The sequence below is a fragment of the Anaerococcus groningensis genome (assembly GCF_046365465.1).
GTDB classification, from domain to species: domain Bacteria; phylum Bacillota; class Clostridia; order Tissierellales; family Peptoniphilaceae; genus Anaerococcus; species Anaerococcus groningensis.
Genome location: NZ_JBGMEG010000001.1, coordinates 225,275 through 243,037, shown reverse-complemented (window position 1 = coordinate 243,037; position 17,763 = coordinate 225,275). Strand labels below are relative to the sequence as shown.

Genomic DNA, 17,763 nt, shown 5'->3' with positions numbered 1-17,763 from the left:
GGAATTGATAAGTACTGAAAGCATCTAAGTACGAAGCAACCCTCAAGATAAGATTTCTAAAAGTACGTAAAGAAAATGCGTTTGATAGGTCCAAGGTGTAAGTGCAGTAATGCATTAAGCTAATGGATACGAATGCGTTTAATCTTGACTGGAAATATTGTTTCTCACGAGTGTGAGGTCTAATTTATAAGATTAGATGCTATTTATAGGTTCATAAACACCAACTCAAACTTTAAGCTGATAGGGTCGGCTACAAGACGAAATCAGAGATTTCTGTTTCGCGACATCTGACCTACCAGCGAAAACAAGTTTTCGGGTTAGGTCATAATATAGTGACGATGGCAGTAAGGATACACCTGTTCCCATACCGAACACAGAAGTTAAGCTTACTAACGCCGATGGTACTCGGAGGGTGACCTCCCGGTAGAGTAGGAAGTCGCTAAATAAACTAAGAGCTAGTCGAATGACTAGTTCTTTTTTATTAATAGAATACACCTAACACGAAAACCCGCTTTTTTTCAAAAGCTCTTCCGCCCTACCGGGCTAAGTTTTCGGCATAAATATGCCAAATCAAGGCATATTTATGTATACCGAACATAGAAGTTAAGCCTTGCAACGCCGATGGTACTCGGAGGGCGACCTCCCGGTAGAGTAGGAAGTCGCTAAACAATTAAGACTGGAATAATTTCCAGTCTTTTTTAGTACAAGTTATTACACCTATCTAGTCTGAAGAGTTTATTTAAGGATGATTCGCTAAAACTCGTTACTGACCGTAGTATGTTTTAGTCTTAAATATACCAGGTAAGGCGTACTTAAGTTCGGTAAAGTAAAAAATCGCCAAATAAGCAGAGCAAGTCAATTGACTAGCTCTTTTTAAATTCAAAATATGAGCTATTAAGTCTATACGATTACTCTAGGAGAGTGACTAACCGTTGAGTGTTAAATGTGCCTTGATTTGGCACATTTGACCCCAAAATAAGCCACGGGAGTGGCGGGGAATTAGCGAAGCTAATGTGTTTTGGTGGAAGTTGCTAAGTAATCAAGAACTAGTTTTACTACTAGTTCTTTTTTATTGCTTAAATACCTATCTAGCCCGTCCAGTTGATGGAGGACTGGAAACCCGCTTGCCTAGCAAACTCTACCGTGCAATCGCACTAAGTTTTCGGCATAAACAATTGTATCTGAATTTATGGACCCTAAATCAACGGGTGTTTATGTATACCTAATACTTAAAACAAGCACGTCTGATTCATATAGGAAATCACTCCCTACATATTGCTGGTTCCATGGGATGGTTAACTTAGATAAACTTAGTCATTACCTGAACCAGTGAACACTAAATAATTTTTAACTGGAATTTATTCTGTAATAAAGGGCGACATTCCGTTTAACTTTGTCTTTATCCTGTCTTATTTTACCATTTGATATATATTTATATCTCTTTTCTTAATTGTTTATAATTCCAAAATTAATAAAAGTAAATCAATGTAAGCCTATGATTAGTATTGAGTAAAAATGAAAAAAAGGCAATAACAACTGCTTACATATTAAAAAAGTACTTGACAAGATTGGTTTACAAGAGTAAACTTATTTTAAGTATTAAGTCTACAATTGTAGACGGAAAGGAGGGAAAGAAAATGGATGCAATAGAATATAATACTCATATCACAGATGCTGAATGGGAAGTCATGCGTGTAGTTTGGGCAAATGATCGAGTAACTAGTAAAGAAGTCATCTCCATTTTGAAAGAAAAAATGGACTGGACACAATCCACTATCAAAACGATCTTAGGTCGATTAGTTGAAAAAGGCGTACTAAATACAGAGCAAGAAGATAGAAAGTTTATTTACACTGCCAATATTGAAGAGAAAGAAGCCGTAAGGGATTACACAGAGGATATTTTTAACCGTATTTGCCGAAAGAAAGTCGGAAATGTCATAGGAAACATCATTGAAGATCATGTCTTAAGCTTCGATGATATAGATCGACTAGAAAAAATATTAGAGATGAAAAAATCTTTCGCAGTAGAAGAAGTGGATTGCAATTGTCCAGAAGGACAATGCGAGTGTCATTTACATCATCATTAAGAATAAGGAGGAATTTAAAATGAAGAATAACAACAAACATTCGTCCCATAGTCACCATAATCATGGCGACATGGATCATTCAAAACATGAGCACGTAAGCGCGGAAGAACATGGAGACCATAATAAGGATCAACATCACGACCATCATGCTGGCCATGACCACGGTGGGCACAGTGGGCATGAGCATCATCATGGAAACTTTAAGGAACTTTTCTTAAAGTCATTGCCACTAGGAATCATTATTATGCTCTTATCCCCTATGGCTGGGTTTGACCTACCATTCCAGTTTAATTTTCCATATTCTGATATTGTAGTAGCTATTTTATCTACTATATTAATTATTTATGGTGGACGTCCGTTCTATCAAGGTGCAGTTGACGAATTTAAACAAAAAGAACCTGGAATGATGGCACTCGTTTCTTTAGGTATAAGTGTTTCATATTTATACAGTATTTATACTGTTATAGCTAGCTACGTAACGGGTGAACAGGTCATGGACTTTTTCTTTGAATTTGCTTCATTACTATTAATCATGTTATTGGGTCACTGGATTGAGATGAAGGCTATTGGAGAAGCAGGAGATGCACAAGAAGAACTGGCTAAGCTAGTACCAAAAGATGCTCATGTCGTATTAGATGACGATTCCATTGAAACACGTCCAGTTGCTGACTTAAAGGTAGGTGATTTAATTCGTGTTCAAGCCGGAGAAAATGTGCCGGCAGATGGAACTATCGAGCGCGGAGAATCACGTCTAAATGAAGCTCTTTTGACTGGGGAATCTAAGTCAATTAAAAAAGGACCTGGCGATGAAGTGATCGGGGGCTCAACAAATGGGGAAGGGGTTCTTTATATTAAAGTACTTGAGACAGGTGATAAGTCCTTTATATCTCAAGTACAGGATTTAATCAGCCAAGCTCAAAGTCAACCTTCTCGTGCAGAAAATATTGCTCAAAAAGTTGCGGGATGGCTGTTCTATATTGCGGTAACTGTCGCACTAATAGCTATTGTAGTATGGACGCTTATAGCGGACATCCCAACGGCAGTAAAATTTGCTATCACAACATTAGTTATAGCTTGTCCTCACGCCTTGGGTCTAGCTATTCCATTGGTCACCGCTCGTAGCACAAGCTTAGGGGCAAGTCGTGGCTTACTAGTAAAAGACCGCCAATCCTTAGAAATAGCTCAAGATGCAGATGTGATGATTTTAGATAAAACAGGTACTTTAACAACTGGTGAGTTTAAAGTATTAGATGTAAAACTTCTTAATGACAAATATACAAAAGAGGATATCACTGCATTATTGGCAGGTATTGAAGGTGGGTCTAGCCACCCAATTGCTCAATCAATTATAAATTTCGCTAAGCAGCAAGGTATAAGTCCAGTATCATTTGATTCAATTGATGTGATTTCCGGTGCTGGGGTAGAAGGTAAAGCCAAGGGCCATAGTTACCAATTAATCAGCCAAAAAGCATACGGACGTAATCTGGATATGGATATTCCAAAAGGAGCAACTCTCAGTATATTAACAGAAAACGATGATGCCATTGGTGCTGTAGCCTTAGGAGACGAATTAAAACCAACCAGCAAAGAGTTAATACAAGCTCTTAAAAATAATAATATAGAGCCAATTATGGCAACAGGTGATAATGAAAAAGCGGCTCAAGGAGCGGCAGAAGACTTAGGGATTGAATATAGATCAAATCAATCTCCACAAGACAAATATGAGTTAGTTAAAACACTTAAAGATGAAGGAAAAAAAGTTATCATGGTAGGTGACGGTGTCAATGATGCCCCTTCTCTTGCTATGGCAGACGTTGGTATAGCTGTTGGAGCTGGAACTCAAGTTGCATTGGATTCAGCTGATGTTATCTTGACTCAATCTGATCCAGGAGATATTGAATCATTCATTGAATTAGCACACAAAACAACTCGTAAAATGAAACAAAACCTCTTTTGGGGAGCTGGTTATAACTTTATAGCTATCCCTCTAGCAGCAGGAATTTTGGCCCCTATTGGTATCACATTAAGCCCTGCATTAGGAGCAATTTTAATGTCTGTGTCAACAGTCATAGTCGCAATTAATGCTATTTTATTAAAATTAGATTCAAAATAGAATAACGGTTAACATATAGAATAATTGGAACCCCTTAATGAAAATTTAATAGTTTTACAGGAAAGGAAGAGATGTAGGTACTTTAAAAATCATCTCTTTCTTTTATTGTTTTTCAAGATTTTCTTTATAATGAGAAAAGACTATGAGGATGATTATTTTAAGTCTGCCCTGAGCTAAAAAGGCAAAAAGGCTAAGAGATAAGTACCATTTGAACGCTATTTTAACAGGCAAAATGTTAGGAAAAAAAGCCAAGGAGAAGGATACATTTAAATTTAAAGTGCAGGAATATATGAATAAATGATGCTAGTTTTGAGGCGTGGTTAAATTCATTAGTTAAGAGTCACTCATTAGAAAAGGATGTTGAAAAGGGCTTTGTCGTGGATAGTTACCCACACACCCTCCAACAAGAAAAAGTGCTCGAGATTTATATACAAAGTAAGTGGATTGTAAAAAGAGGTTTTGACAATCCATAAATGGATGTTTAACTATAACTAATACAGAAAATAAGCCCGTATGGCTTGTGGAAGAAAGTATTCCCTATATAATGGGGACTTCTTGAATGGCGAGCGAAGTGAGACTTAATCATTTGACTAAGTTTTTTTAGTATAAAATTTGATATATTATAATAACCTGTAACGAAAACTTGATTGCTATAAAAAATATGGGCCCTATATATGTAGCAAATAATAGTTTTAAGAAGATAGAATCTGATTATAAATTTATGAGAATAGATAAAAAAGATTTTTACAAGTTTAAAAGTATAAGTAATATGTGCTTTGCCTTTGATGATGGATACTACAAGGATATGGATGCACTAGCTTACTATGATAAAGATAAGCTAGTTGGCCTTACTGGCGTTAATGTAAATTCTAAGTATCTATGGGAATTTGGAGTGGAAAAGTTCTCTTATGATAGCAAATACAAAAATATTATGCCTATATTGGTGAATAATTTGGCTTATATAGTTATTAAAGAAAATATAGGTGTCACTCCTATATATTCAACTCAATTTTCTCATATTAAGTCTATAAACCTAGCCAATAAATCTGGTTTTGATATGGCAATGGCTTTTATTAGTGCTGATTAAGCTAGCTTAAGTTTTAAAAATAAAAAATCGACAGTTTTTAATAGCTGTCGATTTTATTTTTATTAAATTGATAGCTTAGCTGCGTTTGAAAGATACGCAGATATTCTCTCCATTGCTGTTAGTGTTTTTTCGTATAGTAAACCACTTTCTGGATCGCATGTTCTATCTCTCATTCTTAGCATATGGTCTAGCCTAAATTTGTCAATATCTTTTTGAATTTTTCTATAGTATGTGCCTGTGTTTTTTACTCTTTCTTCTTTTGATAGGTCCTCACGCATTACCTCTAACATTTTTTCAATAGTGTAATTTAAAGTTTCTAAATCTTGGTAGGCTATATTTGTAAAATCTAGCTTTTCTTCTTCTTTTAATTTTGCCACGTCTGCTATATTTTTAGAATGATCGCCTACTCTTTCTAGGTTACGTGAAATTCTAAGGTAGGAAACGAAGTTTGCTGATGTTTCTTCATCCATTGGCAAGGATAGAGCATCTATTATAAAAGCTGAAATTTCTTTGTTAAGATGATTTACTACCTTTTCTGTTTGGAAAATTTTATCGTATTTGTCTTCATCGAATTTAATTAAAAGATTTATAGCATATTGGTAATTTTTATTTACTATATCTAGCAGTCTATTTATTTCAGCTCTGACATCTGTAAATGTAGCGCGAGCGTCTTTGCTAACGTTTTTGTTGATATATTGCAGGCTCATTTCTTCTTGCTCTTTGTCCTTTCCTGGTATTAATCTTATAGATAATTCAGCTAGCTTTCTCGAAAATGGTAGCAATATGATTGTTGTAGCTATGTTAAATAATGTGTGTAAGTTTGCTATTTGTGCAGCTGGTAGTTCTCTAGAAAAGCTTAGCACAATCTTATCTATTGGTATAAAAATAGAAAGGATTATAAAGATAAATGTACCTATAATATTAAATAGTACGTGTGCTAGGGCAGTTCTTTTTGCGTTTTTGGATGAGCCTAGGGTTGATAGAACTGAGGTTATACAGGTACCAATATTAAAACCTAATACTATATACATAGATGATTTAAATGGTATAACTCCTTGGTTGGCTATAGCCTGTAAGATACCTAAGGCTGCAGATGATGATTGAATAATAGCTGTAATTAATGTACCTGCGATTACTCCAATGAATGGATTTTCAAATCTTGTCATCATTGTAACGAAACCAGGGTAATCTCTCAAAGGTTCCATTGCATTACTCATAAAATCCATACCCATAAATAAAAATCCCAGGCCCATTATTGCTTGACCTAAAGAAGCCTTCCTACTATCTTTAGAGAAAGAATGTAGAATAAAACCAATAAAAGCGATTATTGGCGCCATTGCTGAAATATTTAAGGCTACAAGCTGACCTGTAATGGTTGTACCGATATTGGCACCCATTATAATACCCACAGCTTGGTAAATAGTCATAAGTCCTGCATTTACAAAACCTACGACCATAACTGTAGTTGCAGATGAGGACTGGATGATGGCTGTTACAAGGGTACCTACAAAAATAGCTTTAAAGAAATTTGAGATCATTTTTTCTATAATGACCCTAAGCTTATCTCCTGCTACTAGCTCTAGACCGTTACTCATCATCTCCATACCGTATAAAAATATGGCAAGTCCGCCCAGTAACCCGATAAAATAATTAATTGACATAAACCCTCCATTATCATTCATTATTTTTATCTAATATGTAATTGTATAATTTATAATCCGTAACCCCTTAGGATTATAAATTTTAGAGCTTATCTAAAATGGCCCGTAACTTATATTTTACCATATTATAAATTTTAATTCTTCGCTGTATTTTAAGACAAAATAAAGGACTATAAATTTGAAAATATATGCTATATATTTTATAATATAGCTACTAATGAAAGGAATATCTTATGGCTAGTTTAAAAATAAAATGGGCTGGGCTGGGACTTGCTTTTACAATTGTTTTTCCAAGTGTTGCCTATGCTTCCGATGTAATTAAGTATGATGACACTAATCTAGATCAGGTTTTTATTGATAATAATATCCCCTATGATAAAGATGCTGTGGAAAAAAGAAAAGCGGATTATTTGGCAGATCCTAATAACACCATAGCTCCTAATTATGAAGTAGAAGAAGTAATCATTTCAGAAGAAGTAATAGTAGATGATAATGGAGATATAGAAAAAATTATAACTAAAGAAACCCACCTTGAAGATACAAATCCAGCTCCTATTTATTCCAAAACACCGGTTTATAAAAAGGTAGTTGATATATCTGAGCACCAAGATCCAAATAAAATTGACTACAATAAATTTGCTAGTGATATAGACGGGGCTATTTTAAGAACATCAATTACAGATGCTAAAACTTTAAATATTAGAAAAGATTATAATGTAGAAAGACATTATAACGAGTTAAACAAACGCAATGTTCCCATAGGTTTTTATCATTATTCAAGAGCTATCAATGCGGCTGAGGCCCTTTTAGAAGCAGACTATGTATATGATATCATAAAAGATAAAAATGTATCGCTACCAGTTTATATTGATATAGAAGATGATAAAAGACAAACAAAAGCTAGCAAAGGGGAAATATCAAGTGCTGCCGAAGCTTTTGTAAAATCTATGCAGGCACGAGGATATGTTGCAGGGATCTATTCTTACCCTTGGTTTGCTAAAAATTATTTAACTCGAGATGTAAGAAATAAATATGAATTTTGGATAGCTGATTATGATTCAAAAGATTTTACTGCCTATAACCAGTCAGATTTTGACTCCTGGCAATATTCCCATACGGGAAGAATAAATGGTTATGGGGGCAATATCGATATGAATGTCGTTTATAAAGACTATCCGTATATAATAAAAGGCGTATCAAAAAAACCAATGAACATTTTAGTAGATGAAATCCTAGCTGGTAAATGGGGAGTAGGATCTGACAGGCAAAGAAGACTTACCTATGCTGGGTATAATTATAATATAATACAGAATGCAGTTAACCAAAGACTAGCTAATGCGTAAAAAGGAGAGAATAATGGCAGAAATTAAATATGATATAGTTGAAACTTTAGGAGTACTTTCTGATAATGGCAAAGGATGGACTAAGGAATTAAATCTTGTAAGCTGGAATGATCGTGATCCAAAGTTTGACATCCGTGACTGGAATGAAGATCACACAAGAATGAGAAAGGGTGTCACCCTAACCAACGAAGAAGCAGAAGTACTTTTTAACGTCCTAAGCGAAGAATTTGGTGAATAAATAAGAGACCTTAAGAATTAATTTTCTTAAGGTTTTTCTTATCTAAAGCTTTAAATATCAAGCTTTTGAAGTATATTTAGAACTAGGTGATATAATGATTTATTTGGATAATGCAGCTACTGCAATAAAAAGAGAAGAAATAATAAAATATATTTTAGAGCACACAAAAGACTTTGATGGCAACCCGGAAAGTACCCATGCTATGGGGCGCAATGCCAAGATGATTTTAGAAGAATCTAGAAGAAAAATAGCAACTTCCATAGGGGCAAATCCTAAGGATGTCATATTTACATCGGGGGCAACTGAAGTAAATAATACAGTAATAAATGCCTTTAAGAATAGCGAAATAATAACAACAGCTATAGAACATGATTCTATTTTAAATACCATAGGAAAAGATAATTCAGTTTTACTAAAGGTTGATAAAAACGGACAAATTTCACTAGACGACTTAAAAAATAAAGTAAGTGAAAATACAAAACTTGTTGTAATTATGTATGTAAACAATGAAACAGGATCCATAGAGCCAGTAAAAGAAGTTGGAGAATACTTATCTGATAAGGACATATGGTTTCATATAGATGCAGTCCAAGCCTATGGCCATGTGGATATAGATGTTGAAGAATTAAAATGTGATTCGCTAGCTATATCAGGACATAAGATAGGTGGCCTAAATGGTTTTGGAGCCATGTATTTGAGAGAGAACCTCCCTTCATTTATGAAGGGTGGAGAACAAGAAAAAAATCGCCGTGCAGGTACTTCATTTGTAGCAGGAGCCTACTCCATGGCAGAAAGTTTTCCAAAAATGCTAGAAGAGCGTGAAAAAATCAAAGAATTAAAAGAATATTTTGTAAATGAACTTTCAAAAATTGATGTAAACTTTGAAATAAATGGAGATATAGAAAAAACTTCAGCCCACATTTTAAATATTTATTTTGATGATTATAAGTCAGACTTTTTACTTACCTACCTTGATATGAACGGGATATGTGCATCGGCAGGATCAGCTTGTAGGGCAGGTAGTTTTTTACCAAGCCATGTCATTACAAATATGTATGATGAAAAAAGGGCAAATCACTCCGTAAGGTTTTCTTTTGGTTATCAAAATACTAAAGAAGAAATAGATAAAGTTATAGAAGTTTTATCAAATTTATAAGATCAGCCGTGAGGGCTGATTTTTTTGTGCCAATATTTAAGAAAGATTTAAGATTTGTTTAAGTTTAAGCAAATGTTAGTAGCTTATAATACTTATAAGGAGGAAGAAATATGCTAACAATAAAGAACTTAAATAAAAAATTTGATCAAAAAATCATCTATGAGAACTTAAATCTTGAACTAAAAAAGGGAGAAATATTTGCTTTAATAGGGCCAAATGGCATTGGAAAGACCACACTTATCCGTATGATGCTTGGACTTGATAGAGCCTATGAAGGCGAGATTAGTAAAGAGCAATACAAAATTGGATATAGTCCAGAAACTCCAAAATTTCCAGAAATCTTAACAGGCAAAGAATTTCTAGAACTTATCAAATATCACCATGAATCAGATGATAATATTGATGAATTGATGAAAAAAGTAGGTCTAAATCCAGCTAATAATACTAAAATTTTAAATTATTCCAAAGGAATGCTACAAAGACTAGCAGTAGCGCAGTCACTGATTGGTAATCCTGATATAATTCTATTGGATGAACCTGCAAGTGGACTAGATTTTTTTGGACAGATGGCCATGCAAGATTTAATAAAAGACCTAAAATCATCGGATAAAGCGATACTTTTAAATTCTCACTTACTATATGATGTAGAAAAAATAGCCGACAGAGGTCTTATAATTATGGGGCCTAAGGAGTTTAAAGAATTTTCTAGGGATGACTTTAAGCAAAAACCACTTTCTCAAATATTTTTAGACTTTGCAAAGGAGATAGATTATGAACCTCACTAAGTTACATATAAAAGAAAATTTGAGCAAATCATCATTTGTTATTTTTGCCATCATAGGATTAATAATTACATTTTTAGCTAGAGGGATGGAAGTTACTGCACCAGGAATGAATACTAGTGGGGATATCGGAAAATACGGAATTCAATGGACGATTATAAGTTTAATATCTTCTTTGGCAGCAGTGACACTATCTACAGGAAGCTTTAAAAAATATTTAACAAGTGATTTACCAGATATCTTAAGTGTCCATGGATTAAGGCTTAAAAAACAAATTAGCCAAATATTTAAAGCGGATGTATTTATAAGTATGGTTATGGGCATATTGCTTCTAATTGGAATGCTTATAAATATTATAATACAAAGACCTAAAATAAGCCTTTTAGGTTTTCTACTAGCCATTCTAATTTATCTACTAACTATATTTATAGTAAATCTAATAATGGGGATTCTAAATTTATTATTTAATCCTGCAGCTGGGTCCTTATTTGGTATATTTTTTGTAATAATTGGTGTGCTAAGGGGACTATTAACTTTTATTTTAGAAATGCAAGGTGGCATTATTGCAGAAATTATGGTTAGGATTTTATATATATTCCCGCCTATAGATGATTTTGGAAAGATTGCCCGTGATTTATTTTTAGGAGAATTTACCAATATGAGATTGCTAGGTCAGTGCTTGCTTTATATATGGATTTTAGTAGGTATATATTATTTAGTAAAGAAATGGAAGGTAGGAGATGAAAAATAAAATAATTTATTTCTTAGTTGGAGCTTTCCTAATAATTTTTAACTATCAAAATCGCATAACTAGCATTGATAAAACTACCCTAGCTTTAATAGAAGAAGTAAATACTTATAATACTGAAAAGCTATGGTCAGAGTTTAAAAATAAAGACTATATGAAAGATATTAGGTATAATTCTAATAAAGAGTTTAGATATGATCATGGAAAGATTACTAAAAAAACTTCAGACCAACCAGTAGCAAGTATTGAAGCTTTAAAAGAAGGAAACAAACCACTAATAAAGGCTGTACCTTTTGAAAAATTTAGGGATATCACTGACCAAGGTGCTTCTGCAAATTCTAGCCTACAAAGTAAATATAAATCAGTTATAATTCATGAATCCTTTCACTGTTTTCAAATGGAGCATGGGCTGAGTGAAGTGGTAGATATTCTAGATAATGATATTGATTATGAAGATCCAGTCTATGATAAATTTATAACATTATGTAAGAGCTTAGACGAGGATAAAACTTATAAGAAACTTTGGGAAGATGAGTATAGGGCTTTGCTATCCTTGTATGAAAATAAGGATGCTAGCCTATATAAAAATGCTAGAGATAAACGCTTATCTTATGTGAAAACAAATTTTCCCGATCACTATGAATATTTTGTAGAAATGGAAAACTACAAGGAGTTTATAGAAGGAACAGCAAGATTTGTAGAGGAAAAATATATGGTTGCTATAGCAGATGATCCTTATATAAAATATAGTGATAGGATTTTTAATAGTATTGATGAGTCATATTACTCGAAAGGCTCTTTAAAGGCTAAAATACTAGATAAACATTACCCAAGCTGGAAAGAGAATTTAGATTTTAGTAGAAAAAATAATTTTGATAAGATGTTAAAAAAAGGAAATATTTTGTGAATGAGAAAATTTTAGTAGTTGATGATAATAATGAAATTTGCAATATAGTTACACTTTATCTAGAAAATAGTAGTTTTAAGGTGTTTGAAGCTAAAAATGGAAAAGAAGCATTAGAATTTCTAAAAAATGACAAAATCTCTCTGATGATTCTAGATATAATGATGCCAGAAATGGATGGAATAGAAGTTTTAAAAGCTATTGGCAATGACAGAGATTTTCCTATAATATTTTTATCAGCCAAATCCAGTGTAAAGGATAAGATAGAAGGTTTATATCTTGGTGCGGATGACTATTTAGCAAAACCCTTTGACCCAGCAGAGCTGGTGGCAAGGGTTATTGCTCTTTTAAGAAGAAATAACCGTAGGTCTAATAATATTATAAAAGTAGGGAATTTAAGTTGGGATAAGGATAAAAGACTGATTTATAAGAATGAAAATGTTTTAAATCTACGTTCCAAAGAATATGAACTTTTAACAATGTTTATGAGCACTCCTGGCAAAGTATTTACTAAACAAGAAATATATGAAAACTTGTGGCAATCATATTATTATGAAGACGATAATACAATCATGGTTCATATCTCAAACCTGAGAGATAAAATAGAAGATAATCCTAGAAGTCCAACAAAAATAATTACCATAAGAGGCCTAGGATATATGCTTAGCAAAGAAGAATGAATACTAAAAAAAATATTTTCAAGAATACTATTATTTTTATAATAGTATTTATAATAGCAACAGCATTATTTTTTACCAGCATATCAAAAATTTTAAATGACAATACCTTCGATAATATTTTTGGAGAATATATACCAATTGCTGATAATGTTGATGAAAGCTCATTAAATTGGGATAAAATAGCAGAACTTGGTGGGTCTGGCTTTGTAGTGGATGGTAATAAGGTAATAAGAACTTATAATAAAAAAATTAACGAAGAATATTCAAGTTCTGAGCTTTTAGATCTTGTAACTCTTGGCGATAATGGCCAAAATACCTTTGTTTTTAATACTAATGATGGAAACAAGTTTTTTTTAAGCTATCCCAATGATAAGGTTTCGTCAACTATAAATTTTAATCTAAACAAGGGAGAAAGTACCCTTAAAAAAAATATATTAATATTTTTATTCTTAATTATTGGTAGTTATATTTTAATCATCTATTTAATAGTCCGCTGGTTATCCTATAAAATTAATAATGAACTAGCAGAAATCTATGAAAAACAAGAAAGAGATAGGGATCTTTTATTTAAAGGCATTGCCCATGATGTAAAAACACCCCTAGCAGTTATATTATCTTACAGTAAGGCCTTGGATGAAAATCTGGTTATTAATGAAAAAAAAGAATCTTATCTTAAAATAATTGAAAGAAATGCAGGAATTTTAAATGACAGAGTAGATGAGCTCTTAGAATTTTCAAGTATTGATAATTTTGTGATAGAAAAGAAAAACAAAGATATTTTAGAGTTTGTTCGTAGATACGTGGGAGATAATTACTCTTATTTTTTAGAAAATAAAGCCTATATAGAAATATTATTTGATGAGAATGATAAATTTTTTATAGATGTGGATTATAAACTATTTCAAAGATTACTTCAAAATTTAATCCAAAATTCCATAGACCATAATGAAAAAGACGTCATAATTACAATTAATTTTAAAGATAATAACCTTATTTTTAAGGACAATGGTAGGGGTATAGATTCTAAAGATATAGAAAATATATTTGATCCCCTATTTACTGGTGATACAAGCCGCCAGGGGGAAAAACTTCGTGGCATGGGCCTTGCGAATGTTAAGAAGATTTGCGAGATTCATAAATGGAAAATTTCCTATAAAGATGGCTTTGTAATCAGCTTTTAATAAAGTATAGTAATTCTCTAGTATACAAGGAGGGGCCGTGAAAGAAAAAAAGGATACGAAAGTAGTAGTAGGTATTAGCGGTGGGGTAGACTCCTCAGTAGCTGCCCTACTTTTAAAAGAAGAAGGCTACGATGTAGTTGGAATATTTATGAAAAACTGGGATGATACGGATGAAAATGGTGTTTGTACTGCGGAAGAAGACTTTGAAGATGCAGTAGCTATAGCAAACCAGATAGGTATCCCATATTATTCAATCAACTTTGAAAAAGAATATTATGATAGAGTGTTTACCTACTTTTTAGATGAGTACAAAAAAGGTAGGACCCCCAACCCTGATATCATGTGCAATAAGGAAATAAAATTTAAGGCATTTTTAGACTATGCCAAAAATCTAGGGGCAGACTATGTAGCAACCGGCCACTATGCAAGAGTAGATAGGTCTGGTGATGAAACAATTATGCTCCGCGGGGTAGATAATAATAAAGATCAAACTTATTTTCTAAGCCAATTATCCCAAGATCAAATTAAAGATGTTCTATTTCCTGTAGGAGAATTAGAAAAATCTGAAGTAAGAGAAATTGCAAAAAAACATAATCTTGCCACTGCCAATAAGAAAGACTCTACAGGTATTTGCTTTATAGGAGAGCGTGACTTTAATGAATTTTTAAGTAATTACCTACCAGCTCAGCCAGGTGATATAGTAGATACAGAAGGTAATGTATTAGGCAAGCACGATGGTTTAATGTATCACACGATTGGTCAAAGACGCGGTCTTGGTATAGGTGGTGATGGAGCTGCTTGGTTTGTTTGTGGTAAAGATTTAGAAAAAAATGAACTTATAGTTTGCCAGGGATCTGATAATCCACTTTTACTTTCAAATAAACTTTATGCAAGTGAATTCTCTACCTTTACAAATAAAAAGATACCAACAGAATTTGACTGTACAGCTAAATTTAGATATCGTCAAAAAGATATAAATGCCCATGTTAAAGTTTTAGATGATAATCAAATAGTAGTGACTTATGATGATACCAAGGCAGTAACTCCTGGCCAATCAGCTGTATTTTATATGGATGATATCTGCATTGGATCTGCAATAATTGATGAAGTTTATAATGGGGATAAAAAACTTAAGGTTTGATAATAACTAAAAGAAGAGAGTTAGATTTATATGATTATACAAAATGATTATAGTTTTATAGGATCTGATATTAGAAAGATTAGAGAACAAAAGGGAGTTACTCGAAAAGAAATAGCTGAAAATATGTTTATTTCTGAAGAGACTATAAGAAGTATAGAAAAGGGGGACAATGACCCTAGATTATCTACCCTCGTACCTATCTGTAATTATTTAGGTATAGATATAAAGGATATAATAAATGACAGGCAATATGAATACAAAAACCTACTATCTCTTAGAAAAGAAATAGGGGACTTATTAAATAACGCTTCTATAGAAAAAGCAAAGGCCCTTATAAAAAAGCTAGATGGCTTTAGTTTTAAATCAAACCTAGCCCGTGAAAAAGAGCTTTTTGCAACCAAGCACTATTTTAATGGAATCTTGGGTATTAAAAATAATGCAAGGGGAGATAATCCATCCAATGATTTGGAGGTAGCCCTTGCTGATATGAATTCAAAGTTTAAGATTAATAAGTTTAAAAACTACAAGTACGATGAATTTTCACTAAGGATTTTGCTAGCCCTAGCTTTAAACGAGTATAAAAAGGGAAATTTTGATCTATATAAGGATATAATGCTGGAAATGGAAGGATATTTAAATTCTTCTATTGATAGTTATTTTGTTTTTTGCTATAATATGGCAGTTTTTTATACAAGACTTGAAAAATATGACAAATCTTTAGAAATATGCAATATAGCAATAGCTAATGCAAAAACCGTAAAGGAGACCACATATCTAAATATGCTCTATTACGCAAAGGGTATCAATCACCTTTACTTAAACGAATATAATCAAGCAAAGCTAAGCTTTGATTATTGCAAAACTTTGACAAATATTTTCTCCAATGAAATTCTATCAAATAGTATATCAAATGAAATAGATGGACTACTATTAAAATAAAATTAATATAAAATATAAGCATCCACACAAATGTGTATTTAAATCATTTTTCTCATATGCTACTATAATATCAACAAGGAGGTACAACTATGAAACTTAAAAAAGCAATAGTTTTTACATTGTTATTAATGTTAACTTTAAATTTTAATGTAAATAAAAGTGTAGAAGTAGCAGGCGACCTAGATGAACATATTATAGATATATTCGCTATAGTGTAAGAAATTTATAAGCTAATTATTAACTAAGTAGTAAGCAAAAAGCACCAAGAAAAATGATTTAGATAAAAGCATTAAGAAATATGAATATTTCATTTACCTCCTTAGTAAATTGCTTTTGTCTAATTAGCAGATTAATTATACAAATGTAAGGAGATATTTATGAAAAAAAGTAAAGTTTTAGCAAGCGCATTATCCATAGCACTATTATCAAACACAGTTTTACCAGCAACTAAAATTGCAGAAAAAACTCCAGCCTTATCAAGCGTAGCATATGCTGCTGAAGAGTCAAGCCAAGCAAAAGAAGCAAAAGATAAATTAAACTACCTAGGTAGCCTAATAGAAGGACTTGAAAATATAGCTGGTGGTCTTGCTGGTAATCCATTAAGCTGGTTAAAAGAATTAAAAAATGCTTATGATTTAACAAGCAAATTATTAAATAGAGCAATCGGAAGTGTATCTGATCTAACAAAAAGTGTTATCCCAAGAATTGACCTACTAATAAACGTAGCAGAAACAATAACAGCAGATGCAACAGAGCTAGCTGATAGCGAACAACAAGCTCACGTAATTATAGGATTTTCTGTAACACGTGCTCTACTAAAAGCAACAAATATCTTTGAAAAAGCAGATGGTTTAAACAAAGCTTCTGAAAACCTAACAGCTTCACTAGAAAAAGCTCGTGAGATTCCAAAACTAACAGATGATTCAAAAAGAACTCACTACACACTTCAACAATTAGACAGGGCCCTATCAAGAGCAAAAGAAGCTAGAAACACAGAACTAAAAAATAAACTAGATCCAAGTGCCCTAGCAGAATTTGACCTACTAATTAAAAAAGCTACAGATGTAAGAAGAAATAACTTTGCAACAGTAGCAGAAGTAAAAGCTATTACTGAAGAACTAGTTAGCAAAACAGAAGAAGCTTACAAATCTATTCCAGAAGGTGAAAAAACTGCCAATAAATCTACAAAACTAGTCCTAGAAAAAGATATAAAAGCTGCAAAAAATCTACGCGACTTTAGCTTAAAAGGCAAAGTAGACGGAAAAGTTATCCAAGAGCTAAATAGAGAGATAGCAGATGCAAATAGAGTTTTAAACAACAGCAGAGCAACAATAAATGAAGTAGAAGCTGCAGATGAAATTATTGTAGCAGCTACAAACAAGGCTTTAGGAAAATTAGAAGAAGTTCAAGTAAAAGAAAAAGCTGAAGAAGTTGAAGAAACAATTCCAGAAGTTGAAGAACCAGTAATTGAAGATGAAACTGTTGAAGAAGAATCAACAGAAGAAGTTGAAGATGAAACACCAGTTGAAGAAATTGAAGAAACTACTGAAGATGAAGAAGTCGAAGAAGAATTAGAAGCTGAAACAGAAGAAGTTCAATCAGAAGAAACTCCAGTAGAAGAAGCTAGCGAAATAGCTGAATAATAGATAAATAAGATTCATATAGCAGTCCTCAATTGATTAAAACCTCCTTTATAAAGATAT

16 protein-coding genes and 2 rRNA genes are annotated in these 17,763 nt (G+C 32.7%); 17 read left to right on the top strand and 1 reads right to left on the bottom strand.

Annotation, left to right across the window (positions count from 1 at the left end; translation table 11 throughout):
- The 5 genes from AB9Q04_RS01180 to AB9Q04_RS01160 all read left to right on the top strand — a co-directional run.
- A 23S ribosomal RNA gene (locus tag AB9Q04_RS01180) occupies positions 1-152 on the top strand; the annotation flags it as partial.
- A 176-nt stretch (positions 153-328) separates the two neighbouring features.
- A 5S ribosomal RNA gene (gene rrf / locus AB9Q04_RS01175) occupies positions 329-445 on the top strand.
- 1,192 nt (positions 446-1,637) lie between these two features.
- Positions 1,638-2,087, top strand: a complete 450-nt coding sequence (locus AB9Q04_RS01170; RefSeq protein ID WP_410023559.1) for a CopY/TcrY family copper transport repressor — start codon at positions 1,638-1,640, stop codon at positions 2,085-2,087.
- A 19-nt stretch (positions 2,088-2,106) separates the two neighbouring features.
- Positions 2,107-4,200 (top strand): heavy metal translocating P-type ATPase, encoded by a 2,094-nt coding sequence (locus tag AB9Q04_RS01165; RefSeq protein ID WP_410023558.1) that lies wholly within the window; start codon positions 2,107-2,109, stop codon positions 4,198-4,200.
- A gap of 661 nt (positions 4,201-4,861) precedes the next feature.
- Positions 4,862-5,287 carry a hypothetical protein gene (locus AB9Q04_RS01160; protein ID WP_410023557.1) on the top strand — a complete coding sequence of 142 codons (426 nt, stop codon included), beginning with the start codon at positions 4,862-4,864 and terminating at the stop codon, positions 5,285-5,287.
- A gap of 62 nt (positions 5,288-5,349) precedes the next feature.
- Here AB9Q04_RS01160 and AB9Q04_RS01155 read toward each other — a convergent pair whose 3' ends face one another.
- Positions 5,350-6,948: a Na/Pi cotransporter family protein gene (locus tag AB9Q04_RS01155; protein ID WP_410023556.1), complete on the bottom strand. Its 1,599-nt coding sequence runs from the start codon at positions 6,946-6,948 to the stop codon at positions 5,350-5,352.
- Positions 6,949-7,181: 233 nt separating this feature from the next.
- Between AB9Q04_RS01155 and AB9Q04_RS01150 the strand changes: the two genes are divergently transcribed.
- From AB9Q04_RS01150 to AB9Q04_RS01095, 12 genes are all read left to right on the top strand, one after another.
- Positions 7,182-8,291: a GH25 family lysozyme gene (locus AB9Q04_RS01150; RefSeq protein WP_410023555.1), complete on the top strand. Its 1,110-nt coding sequence runs from the start codon at positions 7,182-7,184 to the stop codon at positions 8,289-8,291.
- A 13-nt stretch (positions 8,292-8,304) separates the two neighbouring features.
- Positions 8,305-8,529 carry a YdbC family protein gene (locus tag AB9Q04_RS01145; protein ID WP_410023554.1) on the top strand — a complete coding sequence of 75 codons (225 nt, stop codon included), beginning with the start codon at positions 8,305-8,307 and terminating at the stop codon, positions 8,527-8,529.
- 94 nt (positions 8,530-8,623) lie between these two features.
- Entirely contained in the window at positions 8,624-9,685 is a 1,062-nt protein-coding gene (locus tag AB9Q04_RS01140; RefSeq protein WP_410023553.1) for a cysteine desulfurase family protein, read from the top strand.
- Between the two features lie 110 nt (positions 9,686-9,795).
- The gene (locus AB9Q04_RS01135; RefSeq protein WP_410023552.1) at positions 9,796-10,470 is read left to right on the top strand and encodes an ABC transporter ATP-binding protein; all 675 of its coding nucleotides are present in this window, start codon (positions 9,796-9,798) and stop codon (positions 10,468-10,470) included.
- A complete protein-coding gene (locus AB9Q04_RS01130; RefSeq protein WP_410023551.1) occupies positions 10,457-11,218 on the top strand; it encodes a hypothetical protein in 762 nt (253 codons plus the stop codon). Before AB9Q04_RS01135 ends, AB9Q04_RS01130 begins: the two co-directional genes overlap by 14 nt.
- Positions 11,208-12,122, top strand: coding sequence for a hypothetical protein (locus AB9Q04_RS01125; RefSeq protein WP_410023550.1), 915 nt, complete (start codon positions 11,208-11,210; stop codon positions 12,120-12,122). The genes AB9Q04_RS01130 and AB9Q04_RS01125 overlap by 11 nt, the downstream gene beginning before the upstream one ends.
- Positions 12,119-12,799 (top strand): response regulator transcription factor, encoded by a 681-nt coding sequence (locus AB9Q04_RS01120; RefSeq protein WP_410023549.1) that lies wholly within the window; start codon positions 12,119-12,121, stop codon positions 12,797-12,799. Before AB9Q04_RS01125 ends, AB9Q04_RS01120 begins: the two co-directional genes overlap by 4 nt.
- Entirely contained in the window at positions 12,796-13,980 is a 1,185-nt protein-coding gene (locus tag AB9Q04_RS01115; RefSeq protein WP_410023548.1) for a sensor histidine kinase, read from the top strand. Before AB9Q04_RS01120 ends, AB9Q04_RS01115 begins: the two co-directional genes overlap by 4 nt.
- Positions 13,981-14,017: 37 nt before the next feature.
- Positions 14,018-15,121 carry a tRNA 2-thiouridine(34) synthase MnmA gene (gene mnmA / locus AB9Q04_RS01110; protein ID WP_410023547.1) on the top strand — a complete coding sequence of 368 codons (1,104 nt, stop codon included), beginning with the start codon at positions 14,018-14,020 and terminating at the stop codon, positions 15,119-15,121.
- Between the two features lie 30 nt (positions 15,122-15,151).
- On the top strand, positions 15,152-16,060 hold the full coding sequence (locus tag AB9Q04_RS01105; protein WP_410023546.1) for a helix-turn-helix domain-containing protein: 909 nt from the start codon (positions 15,152-15,154) through the stop codon (positions 16,058-16,060).
- Between the two features lie 89 nt (positions 16,061-16,149).
- Positions 16,150-16,278, top strand: coding sequence for a hypothetical protein (locus AB9Q04_RS01100; protein WP_410023545.1), 129 nt, complete (start codon positions 16,150-16,152; stop codon positions 16,276-16,278).
- A 159-nt stretch (positions 16,279-16,437) separates the two neighbouring features.
- Entirely contained in the window at positions 16,438-17,703 is a 1,266-nt protein-coding gene (locus tag AB9Q04_RS01095; RefSeq protein WP_410023544.1) for a CAMP factor family pore-forming toxin, read from the top strand.
- Positions 17,704-17,763: the final 60 nt, after the last annotated feature.